Source organism: Thiomonas sp. X19 (assembly GCF_900089495.1).
Classification (GTDB): domain Bacteria; phylum Pseudomonadota; class Gammaproteobacteria; order Burkholderiales; family Burkholderiaceae_C; genus Thiomonas_A.
This window is the reverse complement of sequence record NZ_LT605203.1, coordinates 4,275,412-4,292,980: the sequence shown is the minus strand read 5'-3', so window position 1 is coordinate 4,292,980 and position 17,569 is coordinate 4,275,412. Positions and strand designations below refer to the sequence as shown.

The 17,569-nt window shown below is 64.8% G+C and carries 18 protein-coding genes and 4 pseudogenes; 14 read left to right on the top strand and 8 right to left on the bottom strand.

Features of this window, described 5'->3' with window-relative positions:
* Positions 1-25 precede the first annotated feature (25 nt).
* Together THIX_RS21025 and THIX_RS21020 are read left to right on the top strand one after the other, a co-directional pair.
* Positions 26-454, top strand: a pseudogene (locus THIX_RS21025) (4Fe-4S binding protein); the annotation flags it as partial.
* Positions 455-457: 3 nt separating this feature from the next.
* Positions 458-1,102, top strand: a complete 645-nt coding sequence (locus THIX_RS21020; RefSeq protein WP_112487764.1) for a molecular chaperone — start codon at positions 458-460, stop codon at positions 1,100-1,102.
* A 558-nt stretch (positions 1,103-1,660) separates the two neighbouring features.
* Here THIX_RS21020 and THIX_RS21015 read toward each other — a convergent pair.
* Both THIX_RS21015 and THIX_RS21010 read right to left on the bottom strand, forming a co-directional pair.
* Positions 1,661-2,848: pseudogene (locus tag THIX_RS21015) on the bottom strand (IS91 family transposase).
* Positions 2,849-2,858: 10 nt separating this feature from the next.
* Positions 2,859-3,736, bottom strand: a pseudogene (locus tag THIX_RS21010) (tyrosine-type recombinase/integrase).
* Positions 3,737-4,770: 1,034 nt separating this feature from the next.
* Here THIX_RS21010 and THIX_RS21005 point away from each other — a divergent pair.
* From THIX_RS21005 to THIX_RS20995, 3 genes are read left to right on the top strand one after another with little or no spacing between them, the layout of a single operon-like run.
* Positions 4,771-5,421, top strand: coding sequence for a VirB8/TrbF family protein (locus THIX_RS21005; protein ID WP_112488533.1), 651 nt, complete (start codon positions 4,771-4,773; stop codon positions 5,419-5,421).
* A 10-nt stretch (positions 5,422-5,431) separates the two neighbouring features.
* Positions 5,432-6,400, top strand: a complete 969-nt coding sequence (locus THIX_RS21000) for a TrbG/VirB9 family P-type conjugative transfer protein (protein ID WP_112487763.1) — start codon at positions 5,432-5,434, stop codon at positions 6,398-6,400.
* 9 nt (positions 6,401-6,409) lie between these two features.
* On the top strand, positions 6,410-7,816 hold the full coding sequence (locus tag THIX_RS20995) for a TrbI/VirB10 family protein (protein WP_112487762.1): 1,407 nt from the start codon (positions 6,410-6,412) through the stop codon (positions 7,814-7,816).
* 138 nt (positions 7,817-7,954) lie between these two features.
* Here the strand turns inward: THIX_RS20995 and THIX_RS23235 are convergent, their stop codons facing one another.
* Entirely contained in the window at positions 7,955-8,164 is a 210-nt protein-coding gene (locus THIX_RS23235; protein ID WP_158540972.1) for a hypothetical protein, read from the bottom strand.
* On the opposite strand from THIX_RS23235, the gene THIX_RS20990 reads away from it, so the two are divergent.
* Positions 8,163-8,444: a hypothetical protein gene (locus THIX_RS20990; protein WP_112487761.1), complete on the top strand. Its 282-nt coding sequence runs from the start codon at positions 8,163-8,165 to the stop codon at positions 8,442-8,444. The two genes, THIX_RS23235 and THIX_RS20990, sit on opposite strands and share 2 nt — an antisense overlap.
* A gap of 375 nt (positions 8,445-8,819) precedes the next feature.
* Here the strand turns inward: THIX_RS20990 and THIX_RS23865 are convergent, their stop codons facing one another.
* Together THIX_RS23865 and THIX_RS20980 are read right to left on the bottom strand one after the other, a co-directional pair.
* Positions 8,820-9,263, bottom strand: coding sequence for a hypothetical protein (locus tag THIX_RS23865; protein ID WP_199195342.1), 444 nt, complete (start codon positions 9,261-9,263; stop codon positions 8,820-8,822).
* 34 nt (positions 9,264-9,297) lie between these two features.
* Positions 9,298-9,492 carry a DUF2892 domain-containing protein gene (locus THIX_RS20980; RefSeq protein ID WP_112488532.1) on the bottom strand — a complete coding sequence of 65 codons (195 nt, stop codon included), beginning with the start codon at positions 9,490-9,492 and terminating at the stop codon, positions 9,298-9,300.
* Positions 9,493-9,672: 180 nt separating this feature from the next.
* Here THIX_RS20980 and THIX_RS20975 point away from each other — a divergent pair, with 180 nt between their 5' ends.
* Complete coding sequence (locus THIX_RS20975; protein WP_112487760.1) at positions 9,673-10,689, top strand: trans-aconitate 2-methyltransferase; 1,017 nt, start codon at positions 9,673-9,675, stop codon at positions 10,687-10,689.
* 2 nt (positions 10,690-10,691) lie between these two features.
* Here the strand turns inward: THIX_RS20975 and THIX_RS20970 are convergent, their stop codons facing one another.
* On the bottom strand, positions 10,692-11,129 hold the full coding sequence (locus tag THIX_RS20970) for a type II toxin-antitoxin system VapC family toxin (protein ID WP_112487759.1): 438 nt from the start codon (positions 11,127-11,129) through the stop codon (positions 10,692-10,694).
* Positions 11,129-11,341 (bottom strand): type II toxin-antitoxin system PrlF family antitoxin, encoded by a 213-nt coding sequence (locus THIX_RS24680; RefSeq protein WP_112487758.1) that lies wholly within the window; start codon positions 11,339-11,341, stop codon positions 11,129-11,131. Before THIX_RS24680 ends, THIX_RS20970 begins: the two co-directional genes overlap by 1 nt.
* Before the next feature lie 262 nt (positions 11,342-11,603).
* Between THIX_RS24680 and THIX_RS20960 the strand changes: the two are divergent.
* The 3 genes and pseudogenes from THIX_RS20960 to THIX_RS20950 form a co-directional block, all read left to right on the top strand.
* Positions 11,604-12,203: pseudogene (locus THIX_RS20960) on the top strand (IS110-like element ISCARN20 family transposase); the annotation flags it as partial.
* A 282-nt stretch (positions 12,204-12,485) separates the two neighbouring features.
* A complete protein-coding gene (locus THIX_RS20955) occupies positions 12,486-13,811 on the top strand; it encodes an IS110-like element ISCARN20 family transposase (protein ID WP_086558138.1) in 1,326 nt (441 codons plus the stop codon).
* 578 nt (positions 13,812-14,389) lie between these two features.
* On the top strand, positions 14,390-14,836 hold the full coding sequence (locus tag THIX_RS20950; protein ID WP_112488531.1) for a PH domain-containing protein: 447 nt from the start codon (positions 14,390-14,392) through the stop codon (positions 14,834-14,836).
* A gap of 50 nt (positions 14,837-14,886) precedes the next feature.
* Here THIX_RS20950 and THIX_RS24675 read toward each other — a convergent pair whose 3' ends face one another.
* Entirely contained in the window at positions 14,887-15,015 is a 129-nt protein-coding gene (locus tag THIX_RS24675) for a hypothetical protein (RefSeq protein ID WP_256359996.1), read from the bottom strand.
* Between the two features lie 350 nt (positions 15,016-15,365).
* Between THIX_RS24675 and THIX_RS20945 the strand changes: the two genes are divergently transcribed.
* The 4 genes from THIX_RS20945 to THIX_RS20930 all read left to right on the top strand — a co-directional run bounded on the left by THIX_RS20945 (position 15,366) and on the right by THIX_RS20930 (position 17,394).
* Positions 15,366-15,572, top strand: coding sequence for a DUF3563 family protein (locus THIX_RS20945; protein WP_112487757.1), 207 nt, complete (start codon positions 15,366-15,368; stop codon positions 15,570-15,572).
* A gap of 71 nt (positions 15,573-15,643) precedes the next feature.
* Entirely contained in the window at positions 15,644-15,817 is a 174-nt protein-coding gene (locus THIX_RS20940) for a hypothetical protein (RefSeq protein WP_233224667.1), read from the top strand.
* Between the two features lie 178 nt (positions 15,818-15,995).
* Positions 15,996-16,655, top strand: coding sequence for a peroxiredoxin (locus THIX_RS20935; protein ID WP_112487756.1), 660 nt, complete (start codon positions 15,996-15,998; stop codon positions 16,653-16,655).
* 94 nt (positions 16,656-16,749) lie between these two features.
* Positions 16,750-17,394 (top strand): LysE family translocator, encoded by a 645-nt coding sequence (locus tag THIX_RS20930; RefSeq protein WP_112487755.1) that lies wholly within the window; start codon positions 16,750-16,752, stop codon positions 17,392-17,394.
* Positions 17,395-17,569: the final 175 nt, after the last annotated feature.

Here is a 17,569-nt window from a genome sequence, read left to right as displayed (position 1 = left end):
CATCCGGAAGACCGCAAAGTCCGACAGTCTCCTAGGAGCGATCCGTGTGGACGCCAGCCGCTGCACCCTGTGCCTGAGCTGTGTGGGCGCTTGTCCGTCGGGCGCGCTGGCGGACAACCCGGAGGCGCCGCAACTGCGCTTCATCGAAAAAAACTGTGTGCAGTGCGGACTGTGCGTCAAGACCTGCCCGGAAGATGCCATCCGCCTGGAGCCGCGTCTGCTCTGGGGCGCGAAGCGCAACGATCCACAAGTGCTCAACGAAGCCCAGCCCTGGCGCTGCGTGCGCTGCGGCAAACCCTTTGGCACGGTGCAGGCCATCGAACAAATCGCGGCCAAGCTGGCCAGCCATCCGGCGTTTTCCGGTGCGGCAGCAGAGCGGCTGAAAATGTGCAGCGACTGCCGGGTGATCGACATGCATACCCGCGCAGATTCCACCATCCACGACCTGCCCTAAATCATGTCCGCATCCAAGCAAACGGAACACCACGACGTGGAACTGGTCGAGCCTGGCAGCAGCGAAGACGCAGAGCGCGCCGACCTTTGGGGCTTGCTCGCACTTCTTTTCATCGCCCCGCCGCAACAGGACGTGCTGTCGCAACTGCATGGCATGTTGGTAGACACCGAGATGGAGAACAGCACCCTACAATCTGCCTGGTGCCAGTTGCTGCGCACGGCAGCGGCAACGACACCCGCGCAGGTCCGCGACGAATTCGAGACCCTGTTCGGCGGCACGGGGCGTCCGGCGGTGTATGTCTATGGGTCGTTCTACCTCGCCGGGGCGCTGCACGAAAAGCCGCTGGCCCGTCTGCGCGCCGACTTACAGGAACTCGGGCTGACGCGTCGCATCGACCTTGGCGAGACTGAAGACCACTTCGCCATCCTTGCGGAAACCATGCGCTTCCTCATCAACGGGGATGACCCGGCGGTGTGCACCCTGAGTCGCCAGCGCGACCTGTTCCAGCGCCACATTCACCCCTGGGGCGCCCAGATGTGTGTAACCATTGAGGGCGACCCTTCAGCGCACTTCTATCGCGCGCTGAGCGTGTTCACCCGCGAATTTCTGAAAGTCGAGCAGATGGCGTTCGATATGTTCGACTATTGATTCGACCCTAAAACAGTGTCATGCTGCGCAGATCTGATGCGCCACGTTGTGGCACCTTCGTCCCATGCCAAATCTCGCGGTGAAATGCCCCGGATTTTGTGGTGGCTTGTTGACCATTGTGATCTGGCCGCCTAACAGACGAATGTCCGCTCTCGCTTGCAGTGCGGTCAACTGACGGGCCAAGGCTGACTGTCTGCTCAGGTTTAGGGTTGTCCGATGCCTGCCCGCGCATGAAGACGATCTCACGCGGACCTCGGGCTGAGGGTAGGCGTTGGACAAGCCTCCAGGGAGGAAACCGCGGCGAGTGTGGCAGCGGCGGTTGAAGCCGATGCCGCTATGGGAATTGTGGCGGCGAGGTGACCGGTGATCGCGCTGAGCGGGCCGGATCGCGTGGCGGTGAACCGGAGCGGATGCGCAGGTGGGCGCCTTTGCGGGCCCAGATGCGGGTGGCACGACAGATGCATTGGGCGGGTTGGGCGTGGGCATGCCATGCGGCAGCGCATCGGGCGCCTTGCGCGGGCAGCCGATGGGTGGTGCGATGCTGACGCGCGCCGGCGGTCATGGCGCGCCCGCCGCAGGAGGAGCGCGGATCGTCGTGCCGCGCGGCACGACCTCGACGATGAGCAGGGGGCGACCGCAGTGCCAGCAGACGAAGCTGGGCGGGCGTGTGACGGGCGTCTCGCAGGCGACAGGCTGGGCGCTGGCGGCGGGCGGCTGCAGCAGCAGCTTGCGCACGGCGGCGAGACTGGCCCGGCGATTGCCGTTGGCCAGCAAGCCATAGTGGCGCATGCGATGCAAGCCGGTGGGCAGCACATGCAGCAGGAAGCGGCGCATGAACTCGGCGCAGGCCAGTGTCATGACCTTGCGACGCCCGCTGCCCTGGGCACGATAGTCCTTCCAGCGGAAGGTGACGCCGCGCTCGTCCACGCGGAGCAATCGGCTGTTGGAGATCGCCACCCGGTGCGTGTAGCGCGACAGGTAGGCCAGCACGGCCGCGGGGCCGGCGAACGGGCGTTTGGCGTAAACCACCCACTCGCACCGGCGCAGCGGCGCGAGCAACTGGGCGAAGGCGCGCGCGTCGGCCAGCGCGGCGTGCTCGCCGAACAAGCGCAATCGCCCGGCCCGGTGCAGGTGCCGGAGTTCTTCGAGGAAGCGTCTCCGGAACAAGCGCGAGAGCACGCGCACCGGCAGGAAGAGTCCGGGGCGGCAGGCGCGCCAGGTGCCGTCAGGCGCCAGGCCACCGCCGGGCACGATGCCGTGCACATGGGGATGATGGGTCAGCGCCGAGCCCCAGGTGTGCAGCACGAGCGTGGCGCCGATGCGCGCACCGAGGTGTCTCGGGTCGGCGGCGATGGTCAGCAGCACCTCGGCGGCAACGTCGAACAGCAACGCATACAGCGCGGCCTTGTTCTGGTAGGCGAGGTTGGCGATGGGAGCCGGCAGCGTGAAGACGACATGGTAGTAATCCACCGGCAGCAGATCGGCCTGGCGGGCCTCCAGTCAGCGTTGCGCGGCGCTGCTCTGGCACTTGGGGCAATGCCGGTTGCGGCAGGAGTTGTAGGAGACCTGGTCGGTACCGCAGCCTTCGCAGCGCAAGACATGTCCCACCAGCGCCGCGCTGCGGCACTGTTCGATAGCCGACATGACCTTGAGTTGCCCCAGGCTCAGGCGGTCATGCTGGGCCTGACGCCAGGTCGGTCCATAGGTGCGGAAGATGTCGGCGACTTCCAGGGCGACACGCCCCACGCCGGCGCCCCTACGCTGCCGGCAATCGTTCCAGCGGGCTGATCACCTGGCGCAACAGTTTGGTGGCGACGTGGGCGTAAATGGTCGTCGTCTCCAGCTTCTTGTGCCCGAGCAGCACCTGGATCACGCGGATGTCGACCTTCTCCTCCAGCAGGTGGGTGGCGAAGCTGTGGCGCAAGGTGTGCATCGACACCCGCTTGTCGATATGCGCAGCCTAGGCTGCGGCGTGAATGGCGCGGTTGAGTTGGCGGGTGCTCAGCGGATCCGTCGGATCGAGACCGGGAAACAGCCAGCCGCCGGGCAGGATCTTGCCCTGGGCGTGCCCCACACGCCACCACGCACGCAGTCTCTCCAGCAGCACCGGCGAGAGCATCGCATAGCGATCCTTGCGTCCCTTGCCCTGCTCGACGCGCAAGGTCATGCGCTGGCTGTCGACGTCGCCGACCTTCAGCGCGCAGACCTCGCTGACGCGAAGCCCCGCACCGTAGGCCACCGACAGGGCCGTGCGGTGCTTCAGGTTCGGTGCGCAGGCGATCAGCCTGGAGACTTCCTCGGGGCTGAGCACCACCGGCAGCTTGGTGGGGGCCTGCGCACGGGTTGCATCTTGGCCATCAGTTCGGCGCGGCCGAGCGTGACGTCGAAGAAAAACTTGAGCGCCGTGTGCGTCGCGTTGATCGTCATCGGCGAGGCGCCCTGATCGACCAGATCCAACTGAAACCGCCGCAGGTCCTCGACGGTCGCGGTGTCGGGCGAGCGCCCGAGATAGGCTGCGAGCCTGCGTACGCCGCGCACGTAGCTCGTCTGCGTCTTGGCCTCGAGCTTGCGCATGCGCATGTCGTCGAGCATGCGCTGACGCAGCGGCGAAACAACGGGATCGGTTGAGTTCATGGTGCTTCTCCTGTCAAAGATCGAGGCCGATTGCCTCGATCTCCAACATAGGAATCACCACGCCTGCGAGCCAGCCCAACCCACTCCCGAGCGCCTACCGCGCGAGCGGTTTAGTCCTTGGCCGACTTGCTGCCACTGGCCGACGTTGCTCATTGGCACCATCGGGATGAATTGGACCACGTCGCCGTCTGTCGAACAGAATCACTGTTCGACCGCTGCCGCGTAGGAATCGCCGTGGCCGAGCTCTCAAATACGTGAGATTCTTGTGCTTCGCTAACGAGGACCACAGTCCGCACAGTCCGCACAGCCGCACAGCCGCACAGCCGCACAGCCGCACAGCCGCACAGCCGCACAGCCGCACAGCCGCACAGCCGCACAGCCGCACAGCCGCACAGCCGCACAGCCGCACAGCCGCACAGCCGCACAGCCGCACAGCCGCACAGCCGCACAGCCGCACAGCCGCACAGCCGCACAGCCGCACAGCCGCACAGCCGCACAGCCGCACAGCCGCACAGCCGCACAGCCGCACAGCCGCACAGCCGCACAGCCGCACAGCCGCACAGCCGCACAGCCGCACAGCCGCACAGCCGCACAGCCGCACAGCCGCACAGCCGCACAGCCGCACAGCCGCACAGCCGCACAGCCGCACAGCCGCACAGCCGCACAGCCGCACAGCCGCACAGCCGCACAGCCGCACAGCCGCACAGCCGCACAGCCGCACAGCCGCACAGCCGCACAGCCGCACAGCCGCACAGCCGCACAGCCGCACAGCCGCACAGCCGCACAGCCGCACAGCCGCACAGCCGCACAGCCGCACAGCCGCACAGCCGCACAGCCGCACAGCCGCACAGCCGCACAGCCGCACAGCCGCACAGCCGCACAGCCGCACAGCCGCACAGCCGCACAGCCGCACAGCCGCACAGCCGCACAGCCGCACAGCCGCACAGCCGCACAGCCGCACAGCCGCACCCCCTGCAACCTCCTGCGCAATCCAGGTAAGGGCTTAGGCCCAACACCGATGCACAGGAGGAATGATGGCGGAAGCCAACCCCTATTTGAACGCGCGCCGCGAGTGGGATGAGCGCTATGGCGATGCACTCGCCCGCGCCAGGAGCTGGCGTTACGCGGCGATTGGCGCATGGGCTGTCGCCGCGATCGCCGTCACGGGCGTCGTCTTCCTCGGCGCCCAGTCCAAGATCAAGCCCTACGTGGTGGCGATCGACAAGATGGGCAACCCGGTCGCCATGGCGCAACCCGTCTCGGGCGGCGCCGTTGACCAACGGATCATCGAGGCGCAGGTCGCCAACTGGATCTGGAACGCCAGGACCGTCATCCCGGATGCTTCGGCACAAAAGACGCTGATCCATCGCGTCTACGCGATGGCGAGCAGCGACACCGCCGCCTATCTCAACGGCTACTTCAGCAAGCATCCGCCGTTCGGCGACTTCACGGTGAGCGCCAACATCACCAGCATCCTGCCAGTGAGCAAAGACACGTGGCAGGTCGGCTGGGATGAGGTCCGGGTGAACGGCGGGCAGCCGCAGCCGGTGGAGCACTGGAAGGCCGATGTCAGCACGGGGATCGACCCCAAGCTCGCCGAGAGTCCGCAGATCATGCTGGACAACCCGCTCGGACTGTTCGTCAAGAACGTGACCTGGACGCAGGTCTTCTCCAAAGGCCAGTAAGGAAGCCGCCATGAAATTCTTCCCCTACGCACTGGTCGTGCTTGCCATGCTGGCCAGCTCCGCTATGGCCATGCCGAGCACGACGACGATTCACCTGATCGGCACCCCGGACAAGGGACGCACCAGCGACCAACTGGTCCATGGGGTCGCTCCGGTCCCGCTCTCGTCGAGGGCTACGGAGGACGCCAGCCAGGAATGGCTGCAAACCGGGATTGCGCCTTCTCTCGTCGGCACGAATGGTCAGGTGATGTACGCCTACGGCCAAAGCCGGCCCACGATCACCTGCGCACCTCTCCACATTTGCGTCATCAACCTGATGCCCGGGGAGCACATCACCAACATGTCCATCGGCGATTCGGTGCGCTGGCTCGTGCAATCGGCCGGCGCCGGCGACCGCCCCGTGGTGGTGGTCAAGCCCACGGCTGCCGGTCTGGTGACCAACCTGGTGGTCACGACCGACGCCGGGCGGGTCTATTACATGACCCTGGTGAGCGACGCCCATGACTACGTGCCGCTGGTCGGCTTCTACGACCCGCAGCAGCTGGTGATCAACATGCGGCAGCAGGCAGCGCAGGCGAGGGCGGCTGAGCAGGCCAGGCTCGAGGTCAGGAAGAAAGCCGTGGTTGCTCCCATGAGCAGCATCAACCCCGCAAGCCTGGACTTCGACTTCACGTGCAAGGCGGATGACGGCCATGCCGATCTTGAGAACGCAGATCTGAAGCCCGTGCGCATCTTCGCAGGGGGCGGGCACACCTACCTGCAGATGCCGCCCGACATGAAATACACCGACGCGCCCGCCGTGTTCAACGTCACCAACGGCCGGACTGAGCTGATGAACAGTCGCCTGGTGCATGGCTACTACATCATCGATGGCCTGCCGCAGACGTTCAAACTGGTCGTCGGCGTCGGCAAGGATGCCCGCAGCGTGACCTGCCGGCATGGCCAGGCAGGGGGTGGTGGCTGGTTTTCTGGGCGGTGAGGGCGCGTCATGACTGAAGCCATTCAAGACGACAAACCCCTGGACGAAAGTCTGCTCAACCAGGACCTCAACGGCGCCGCGGCGCCCAAGAAGGGAGTCCTGAGCATCAAGGGAACGCCGCGCGAAGGCGGAGCGCGCCTGAGCAAGAACTTCAAGAAAATCGCCTTCATCGGCGGCAGTGTCGTCGTCGGTGGGATGGTGATCGGCATTCTGACGGCCGGAAACAAGAGCCAGCCCGCTGAGAGCTCCGGGACGACCGCCATGGTCGGGCAGACATCGCCGGACGTCGCTGCCATGCAGCGCGCGGCTCAGCAGCATTTGGGCGGGCCTGTGGCGGCGTCATCCGATCAAACCGGCAACGCCGCATCTGCGCCCGTCGGCGCAGCCAGCAGCCCGGGCGCGCCTTTGACCCGCCCGAACAACCCCGGCGCGGCATTGCACGCCAGTGGCGAGCCGTCGCAACTTACGCCGGCGCAGAAGTACCGCCGCTGGCTGGTCGAGCAGCACTACAAGGATCTGGAAGGCGCGGTATTGGCGGACCAGACTGCACACTTGGCCAAGACCAGCACGGGGAGCGTGGGAATGCTGAGCGGCATCCAGTCCGAGACCCCGGCACCATCGCAGGCCAACGGACTGCGCAACCTCACGGCTCTGGCTGCAACGCCCCAGGGCGCGGCTGATCCAAACCTTCAGAAGGCCCTGGCGGCACTTCAGGCCGCCTCGAGTATGGCTGGCGACGCCCAGAGCCCGCAAGCCCAGAACAAGGCGTTCCTGGTCAGGCAGGAGCACAAGGCGTCCAATGGCTACCTCGATGCGGCGGCGCAACCGCCCATCGGCAACCATGAACTGTTTGCCGGCGCCGTCATCCCTGCAGTCATGCTGACCGGCATCGACAGCGATCTGCCGGGCACGATCACGGCGCAAGTGCGGCAGACCGTCTATGACAGCCTCAATCCGGACGTGGTGCTCATTCCCCAGGGCACTCGCATCATCGGCGAGTACAGCAGCGACGTGGCCTATGGACAGAGCCGCGTGCTGGTCGCCTGGAATCGGTTGATCTTCCCCAACGGCGCCATGATGGATCTGAAAGGGATGAGCGGCACGGACGGGGAGGGCCGGGCCGGATTCCACGATCAGGTCGACAGCCACACCATGAGGATCTTTGACAGTGCCGTCTTGATGAGCCTGCTTGGTGTGGGCGCGCAGCTGAGCCAGCCGCACAACGCCGGCGCCCTCAACACCCCGTCTGCGAGCCAGCAGGCGGCCTCAGCCCTGGCTCAGCAGATGGACAACGTCGGCACCAACCTGCTCAACAAGAACCTGAGCATCCAGCCGACGCTGACAATCCGGCCGGGCTACGTATTCAACGTGCTGGTGAATCGCACGATGATCCTGCCGCCTTATCCGGGCCCGTAAGGCGGCGCCCAGGGCATGTAACATGGCATGAAATATGGCATCGACGAACTAAGTGCATGAAAACAAACGATAAATTGATTCCCCTCTCTCCGCCAATGATTGCCTAAGCTATTGATTCGCAAGCATAATTTTTGCGATTCAGCGGTTCACTTTCCGGGTTGTTGTACTTTTTGTTGTACACACGCCATTCGACGCCAGGCTTCCGCGACGTTGTTTTTCGACGTTTTCGGAGTCCATCAAATGGTGTACATGACCCAGCAGCGCGGCGCTTATTTCTTCCAGATGCGCGTGCCGCGCAAGCACCGCGCCGAGTTCGGCGAACTCATCCGCGTACAGCTCAACACCCATGACCGTGAGGTCGCGCATCCTGTCGATGAGCCTGGCCGCCCAGTGGCTGGCACGGTTCTCGGGTTTGCAACTGCCCGCCGGCGTTGTCGGGGTAAGCGGCAGTCTTGACAGCCAGCCTGCGGCGGATCTGCCGAGCCAGGCGCATCACGACGGCTTTGCGGCGGTACCGCCCACGCAGGCGCTGCCGGACATTGCCAGCCCCCAGGCTCCCAGAGAACAGACCTTTGTCGCGTTGTTCGAGTATTGGCGTATTGGCGCGACCTCAACCCCAATAGGGTGACGGGTGACGCAGATGCCGAGCTTGCCGCTGACCGTGCCTTGCCCGTTTCCCGGGCGCGCAGGTAGTCTGCGTAGAGTTCCACGTGCTGCGTCGTCAACGCCTCCACACTCTTGCCGTCCAGGATGGCTTCGAGGTCGTCAGCAATCTCTTTTTGTATTTGCCGCATGTTTTGAGATTGCGCTGGCCGCCCTTGATGCTGGCCCCAATGCCCCAGGCATTGCAGCGGGGAGTGCCCCGTCAGCGCTTGCAGCTGCAGCGCGTCCTCGGCGCGGGGCTGCGACTCCACGACGGTGGCCTCGCCGGCCAGCACGGGCCATCCAGGCGTCGACCACCTTCCCGCGTGTGCTGTTGCTGCTGCCCACCAAGCTGCGTCGGTCACCAGTGGACTCGGTCACCAGCGTAAAGCGGTGCCGACCTTGCATGCGCTCCAGACCCCCCAAGGCCTCCGTGTCCGCGCCGGGTCTGCTCTCGGATGGTCTTGCGCACGGCCTCGAACTGCACCCTGACAAGACCCACATCGTGTACTGTCAGGACATCAATCGACGGGCTGACTATCCGGTCGTGCAGTTCATCTTCCTTGGCTATCCCTTCAGGCCGCGCAAGGCGGTCGACAAGTGCAGCCGGGTCTACGTGAACTTCGCGCCGGCGGTCAACGTCCACGCCTGCTCGGCGAACAAGGCCGAGACGTTCAAGTTCGACGAGCTTCAGGTGGCGCTGCACGGGCGCAGCTTCAAGGTTGTTGCGCGCAAAGTCAAAATGAGCCACTTCGCGCGAAGTAAAGCTGAACCATTTGTTCGCGTAGAGCTGCCATTGCCTCAACCGAGGCAACTCCCATGGTCGCCCCGGTCGGCCGTCAGTTCTTGCGCATCGGACAGGTGCGAATCCCGAGCACCGCGTACAGCGGGCAGAACCCCACAGCCCCGGCCACCAGCGGCACCACGCCAATCCAGCCCCATACGCCGATCACGTGGGTCAGTGTCAGGGCGATGAGTGCAAGACCGGCAATCACGCGCAGGGCGCGGTCCAGGGTACCTTCGTTCACAGTCATGGTTGTGTTCCTCCAAATGTTGATGTCGAGCCCGACGGACTCTGCATCCATCATTGCAGAATCCTGATACTCCCGGGAATACCAGAAACCCGGACGCGGTTAACGCATCCTGAAACACGACTGGCCGGGCGTGAGTGACACAATGGCCCGGTTCCCGCCTTACGATTCCACGATTCCCCCATGACTGCAGACGACCTCAAAACCCAATTCCGCCAGCAATCCCAGGCAGCGCTGAGCCTGAACACCGCCTACATCGGCGTGGTCAGCGGCCTGTTCAGCACCCTGCACAGCCTAGGCACCGCGCCTTCGACGGCCCTGGCCGAGGCAGCCAAGCTCGACCCTGGCTACGTCCTGCGCTGGTGCGACGCCGCCTATGCCTTCGGCTACCTGGATGTCGACGGTGAGGCCTTCCGCCTCACGCCGATGGGCGAGGCCATGCGCCCCGAAGCGCCCGACACCCTCATGCCCATGGCCGTGCAATCCGTCCTGTCGGCGCACATGGCCGAGCGGGCCGCGGGCCTCATGCGCACCGGCGAGCGGCCGGGCGAGCAAGTTCTGGCCGAGCGCGAGACCGTGCTGCCCTGGTTCGGGCCGATGCTCGAGGCCAATTTCGCGCCGATGTTCGAGCGCACCATCTGCCCGGCAGTTCCGGCATTCGCTGACGTGGACGCCCGCGGCGGACTCGCCGTGGACCTGGGCTGCGGCAATGGCTGGTATTTGCGCGCACTGGCGCGGCGCTGCGGCAAGCTGCGGGGCCTGGGCATCGACGGCTTCCAGGAGAACATCACCCAGGCCCAAGCCCTGGCGGCGCAGGACGGCTTGGGCGAAAGGCTGCGCTTCATCCACGGCGACATCCATGCGCTGGCCCTGGACGAACCCGCCGACCTGATTGCGATGAACCGCGCGCTGCACCATGTGTGGGAAAAGGACACCGCAACCCTGTTCGCCTGGCTGCGCGCCAACCTCAAGCCGGGTGGCTACGTCGTCATCTGGGAGCCGGCCTGGCCGGCGGAGCGCACGGCCTTGCGCGAGCCCAGCCGCAAGGCGCTGGCGTTCCAGAACTTGAGCGAGCACGTCCAAGGCAACCATTTCCTGCGGCCCGACGAAATCCAGGCGGCCTTCGCCCAAGCCGGCATGCCGTCGCAGGTCCACCTCTTCGCACAGGGCAACGAGGCCGTGGTGGTGGCGCAGCGCTGAATTCAGCCGACAGTCGGCTGCTGCTTGTCCTGAGGTTCTGACTCCAGCAGCTGCGCCCCTTCGAGCCTTGCGGCGCGCACATCAAAAGTCAGCAATGGGCTGTGCCCCGCTTGGTTGACCAGGGCCACACGCATGCAGTCGGCAAAATCCGGCGAGCCCTCCTGCTTGAAAGACCACAGGGCTTGTTCCAGTGCCGGCTCGCTCTGGAATTCCAGCTCGGTTGCGCTCAGCAATGCATCCAGGGCTGCGGTCACGGATGGCTTGTCCAGGCGATAGCGGGAGCGCAGCACCCACTCCGTTTCGAGCAGCACGGTGACTGGCACGAACAGCTTCTCGTCCTGCTCCAGGGCCGACTGCAGAACTTTCGCGACGGCAGCGCTTTGCCTGGCATCGTCGTCCATCAGCCAGCGCACCAGGACGTTGGTGTCGAGCGCGGCCATCAAGTCGAGCCCAGGCTCATGTCCTCAATCGAAACCGTTGTGCCGGGGGCTGGCTGCAGCATGCCCTTGAGCTCCAAGATGGACTTGGTTTTGGCCCGGAGCACCACGGTTCCATCGGGCATGGGCGTGAATGTGAGCCGGTCATGGGCATGCAGACCCAACGACCGCCTGATGTCGACCGGGACAGTCACTTGGCCTTTGCTCGTGAGCATCCCAAGCCCCTGGGGGCGCCCGGCGTTTGCGAAGAAACGATCTTTGGGCTACAAGGTGAACGGCAGTGCCGAGATGACCGACAAGTCATTGGTGCGAGCCTGCGGCGTTGTAGGACGCCGTGAGGTGAGCCCGCTCGTGAGCATGGTCCGGGAATCGTCGGCGACAGTGGTGAGCACAGCGATGTGCATCCCGTTTGAGAGATCGAGTCGAATTCGACGACTCCCATGGCGCTGCCGTTCGTTGACAATCTTGGAGCAAACGATGGCGATGCGCAAGCGAGATGATGATCTGGTCTTCCCCAACGCGGCGGGTATCGACGTAGGAGGGTCGAGCCACTGGGTGGCGGTACCCCGGCAAGCCTGCGACGAACCGGTGCGCGAGTTCGGTGCGATGACCGACGATCTGCACGCCATGGCCGACTGGCTGCTCGCGTGTGGGGTCGACACCGTGGCGCTGGAGTCCACCGGGGTGTACTGGATCCCGGTGTTCGAGGTGCTGGAGCAACGCGGCTTGACGGTGTTTTTGGTCGATGCGCGGCAGATGAAGTATGTGCCTGGGCGCAAGAGCGATGTGCAGGACTGCCAGTGGTTGCAGAAGTTGATGAGCCTGGGGTTCTTGCGCGCGGCGTTCCGCCCGACCGATGAGGTCTGTGTGGTGCGTGCCGTGGCCCGTCAGCGCGACGTGCTCTTGGCCGAGCAGGCCAGTTGGGTGCAGCGCATGCAAAAGGCGCTGGTGCAGATGAACATCCAGCTCACCGAGGTTCTGACCGATGTCATGGGACTGACGGGACAAGCCATCATCCGCGCCATCGTCGCTGGCGAGCGCGACCCCAAGACGCTGGCCCGGTATCGCAACGCTCGTNTGCGTTTTCTCATGAGCATCCCAAGCCCCTGGGGGCGCCCGGCGTTCGCGAAGAAACGATCTTTGGGCTACAAGGTGAACGGCAGTGCCGAGATGACCGACAAGTCATTGGTGCGAGCCTGCGGCGTTGTAGGACGCCGTGAGGTGAGCCCGCTCGTGAGCATGGTCCGGGAATCGTCGGCGACAGTGGTGAGCACAGCGATGTGCATCCCGTTTGAGAGATCGAGTCGAATTCGACGACTCCCATGGCGCTGCCGTTCGTTGACAATCTTGGAGCAAACGATGGCGATGCGCAAGCGAGATGATGATCTGGTCTTCCCCAACGCGGCGGGTATCGACGTAGGAGGGTCGAGCCACTGGGTGGCGGTACCCCGGCAAGCCTGCGACGAACCGGTGCGCGAGTTCGGTGCGATGACCGACGATCTGCACGCCATGGCCGACTGGCTGCTCGCGTGTGGGGTCGACACCGTGGCGCTGGAGTCCACCGGGGTGTACTGGATCCCGGTGTTCGAGGTGCTGGAGCAACGCGGCTTGACGGTGTTTTTGGTCGATGCGCGGCAGATGAAGTATGTGCCTGGGCGCAAGAGCGATGTGCAGGACTGCCAGTGGTTGCAGAAGTTGATGAGCCTGGGGTTCTTGCGCGCGGCGTTCCGCCCGACCGATGAGGTCTGTGTGGTGCGTGCCGTGGCCCGTCAGCGCGACGTGCTCTTGGCCGAGCAGGCCAGTTGGGTGCAGCGCATGCAAAAGGCGCTGGTGCAGATGAACATCCAGCTCACCGAGGTTCTGACCGATGTCATGGGACTGACGGGACAAGCCATCATCCGCGCCATCGTCGCTGGCGAGCGCGACCCCAAGACGCTGGCCCGGTATCGCAACGCTCGTGTCAAGGCCAGTGAGACGGAGATTGCCAAGGCCTTGACGGGCAATTGGCGCGATGAGCACCTGTTCGTGCTGCGCCAGGCGCTGGCGATGTATGACGACATTGCCCGGCACCTGGGCGAATGCGACGCCAAGCTGCAAGGACTGCTGAGCCAGCTTGGCGCGGCCAAGGTCGATCTGGGCAAGACGCCTCGTGCAGGCAGCAAGCTGCGCGCGCAGTTCGACGCACGCCAGATTCTGGCCAACTGGGCCGGCGTCGATCTCACGCGCATCAACGGCCTGGGTCTGGCTGCGGTGATGAAGATCCTCTCGGAGGTCGGCCCCAACCTGAGTCGCTTTGCCAACGTCAAGCACTTCTGTTCTTGGTTGGGGCTGTGTCCGGGCACGAAGATCAGCGGCGGCAAGGTGCTGTCAGCCAAGACCCGGCGATCCGCCAATCGGGTCAGGCAGGCGCTGAAGATGGCCGCGATGAGCCTGTCGCACAGCGACTCGGCCCTCGGCGCGTTCTACCGCCGCTTGTCGGGCCGCATGGACAAGCCGCGTGCCAATACCGCCACCGCGCACAAGCTGGCGCGCATGGTGTATTTCATGCTGACGCGTGGCGAGGCGTTCGTCGATCAAGGCCAGCAGCGCTATGAAGATCAGCAGCGCGAGCGCTCAATCGTCGCCCTCAAGCGCCGCGCCGCTGCCCTTGGCTTCCAGATCCATCCAAACCCGGTGCCAGCATGAAACCGGCCTTCAACCCATTTTGTTTCTTGAGAGGGTGGCTTCAGACATGGTTGTTTCCTTACGAAGGCCTTTATTGTAAGGCGCTCGGCGTGTCAAATCAACGAACGTGAAGCGCTGCGCCTGCTCGCTGCCATGCAGCCGACTGCAAAACATGCAGTGGCCACCCCAGCGAGGTGGTTGCGCCCTTTGGCGAGGTTCGTGAGCAAGCGCGCATGCAGCAAGTCCGCCAGAGGCATCGGCCGCGTCGTCGGTATGCGTGGCATTTGAATCAGGGCGGGGTATGGGCTGCAATCGCAGCCCTCACAGCGTGCAGCGCGTAACGCTGTAACCGCGTAACGGAGAGCCATTGGCCGAGGGCTGGTTACGCCGTTACACGGCTACACCGTCACGCATACACGAAAACATCAACACCCAGACAGGGTTTGGTGCTGCAGCCCGGCGTGGGGTTTCGACCTTTGTTCTGCTCGCCATCCCCAGCGGCACCAACTTGCGCCGCTAAGCTACGCCACACGAAAGTGGCAACAACGCAAGACCAAGCCGCCAGCCGCACCAAGCGCGGCTACGACCCAGGGGAGCTGATGAGCTACATCGACCGCAATCTGCTGACCAACGAGCAAGTCCTGCACCGGGCGCACCTCAGCCGTGTCGTGTTCGTCTCACCGTCCCTGCTCCTCCTCCTCGGTCTCGCCGTCCTCGCGCTCGACGGCGATGTCGCTGTCATCGGCGTCATCCTCCTGTTCGCAGGCTTGGCTGGTTTGCTCAGCGCCTTCATCCGTTACAAGACCTCTGAATTCGCGGTGACGAACAAGCGCGTCATCATGAAAGTCGGCTTGATTCGCAGAACGTCCGTGGAGATTGTGCTCAGCAAGGTTGAGAGCATCACAGTCGACCAGGGGATTGCCGGGCGAATTTTCAACTTCGGCTCGATTGCCGTGGTCGGCACAGGCGGAACCCACGACCCGTTCCATCGCATCGCCGCGCCGCTGCGGTTCAGGCGGGCGGTGCAGGAGCAACTGGCTGCGTAGCCAGTCGAGCTCGCAGCGGCTTTCCATGCTGCCGCAACCTTGCACTCTCATCAACCCCCACCGGATGGCACGACGCGCTGCCTGCCCCGGGCGATGGTGTCGAGCGCCAACGCTGCCAACGCCGCGGTGCACATGGGCTTCATCTGGGGCACGGCCATCGCCACTTTGCTCCATGCCATGCTTTGGCATGCATCCACCGATGCACGTGGCCGAGGAGGGGTGCTGGAGCGCATCCACCGTGGGGGCCCTTGTTGCTACATTGAAATCGTCGCGGAGCACGTGGTCCATGGCGTTGTACTTTCGGCTTTGAACTGTCTACCAGCGCCCTGAACGCTGCAACGCGGCACGGCCTTGAGCCAAGCGCAGAACCCGCAGGCACATTGCCGATCGAGCCGATACGGATGCCACGAATCGCTCACTGATGCTGCAAAGCAACAAAACGGTGATGGCACTTGAAATGTGGCCAGGAGGTGCTAGATTAGGGTTAACCCTAATCGCAATGAAAGGCTCCTCACGAGGGAGAAACATCATGAGCACGTTCAAGCAGTTTCTGCAAAAGATTTTTTCAGGCCTCGAATCGCAAGAGCAGCTCGACGAGGACTATCTGGCTCAGTCCGTCGATGTCTGTGACCTCGAGCGCCGCATCCACCAGCTCGAGTATCGCGGCACGGCGCGCGAGAGTTTTCCGCTGCACGCCTCGATCCCCGGGCTTCATCATCGGCGGGCGCTGTGGTAAGCGCCCGCACTCCTGGCCGCCGCGCGCAATCGCCGGCGGCGTGGGCGCAGTTGGGCGACTGCGCACCACTCGTGTCTGCAGCCAAGGCGCTCCTGCGAGCGCCGTTCGATGCGATGCGCGAGCAGTACGCGAGCGCAGTCCGGGCGGGTTTCATCGAGCGCTCGCTGCTGGCCTCGGCCCGTTTCGAGCACAAGCTGGGCGCCCTCGAGCGTGCGACGCTGGGCCCCTGGGCGCGGCGGGTTTGAGCTTCACCGTTCGCGGCCCTGGCGGCCGCGATGCGCGCGATGAACTTGTTCAGCGTCGCCCTAAAGTCCTTTTCGTCATGAGGGTATGAACAATCGTTCGTTGGCATGCGCCGGCGGAACGCCTAGCCTTCCGGGAAGGCTGTCAGTTCGTCAGCCGCACAACCCCAGGAGAGACATCATGAGTTTGCGCATTGGCAGCACGGCCCCCGACTTCACGGCGGAGACCACGGAGGGCACGATTCATTTCCACGACTGGATCGGCGACAGCTGGGCCTTGCTGTTTTCCCATCCGAAAGACTTCACCCCCATCTGCACGACGGAACTGGGCACGGTCGCCCGGCTCAAGCCGGAGTTCGACCGCCGCAACTGCAAACTCATCGGCCTCTCGGTCGACCCCGTCGCCGGGCATCGCCTGTGGGCCCAGGACATCGCCGAGACCCAGGGCATGGCGCCCAACTACCCCATCATCGGCGACACCGACCTGAACGTGGCCAAGCTGTACGACATGCTCCCGGCCGATGCGTCGGGCGCCGCCGATGACCGCAGCGCCGCCGACAACGCCACGGTGCGCAGCGTGTTCTTCATCGGCCCCGACAAGAAAATCAAGGCCATGCTGGTCTACCCGATGAGCAACGGCCGCGACTTCAACGAAGTGCTGCGCCTGCTGGATGCCCTGCAGCTCACCGCGAAGCATGGCGTCGCCACTCCGGCCAACTGGCACCCGGGCGATGACGTCGTCATTCCCACCTCCATCAGCGACGAAGCCGCGAAGCAGAAATTCCCCGGCGGATGGAAGACGCTCAAGCCCTATTTGCGCGTCATGCCGCAGCCGAAGTGAGCGCGGCCGGGCATGCCCGGCAAGGGCAGCGCCGTTCGGGGCGGCGCCTAGAATTTGGGCGCTCCGACGGATTCCGCCCCCTCCATCCCGACCCATGCCCACCTGGACCACCTACCTCATCTTCGTCGGCTTTGCCTTGGCCGCGTCCTTCACGCCCGGGCCGGCGGTCATGCTGTCGATACACAACGCCATGCACTACGGCTGGCGGCGCGCCCTGTGGTCGTCCTTGGGCAACGTCTCGGGCCTGCTGGGCCTGGCCACGCTCAGCGCCCTGGGGCTCAACGCCGTGCTGCAGACCTCCGCACTGGCCTTCACCCTGGTCAAAGTCGCAGGCGCCACCTACCTCATCTGGCTGGGCATGCAGCAATGGCGCAGGGCGCGGCAGGCTTCGCCGCAAGCGCTGGCCACCGTGCCCGGCGAGGAGCGGGCCGACCATCATCCGCGCAAGCTCTACGCCAAGGGCGTGACGGTGGCCTTGACCAACCCCAAGGCCATCGCCTTCATCGCCGCCTTGTTCCCGCAGTTCCTCAGCGCTTCGCGGCCGATGGGGCCACAGTACGCCGTGCTGACGGCCACGTTCATGGCCATCTCGCTGCTCGTGCTGAGTCTCTATGCGGGGCTCGCCGTGCTGACGCGCAGGCGCCTGAACACCTGGTTCGCCTCGGGCTGGCCGCAGCGCGTTTCCGGGACGGTGTTCTGCGCCTTCGGCGTGGGCCTGCTGCGCCTGCACCGGCCGTGACGCTTGGACGCAGGCCGCCAGCCTCGGCGCTGGCGACTTCGATGGCCGTCCAGCCCGGTTGGGCGCGCACCTGGGCAAGGCGGGCGTTTGCCGCTGTTGGCGGCGGGGCCGACAACTTGCGCGCTGGCGCGACAAAAATTGTCAGTCCCTGACCGGAATTGTTGCTGCTGGCGCT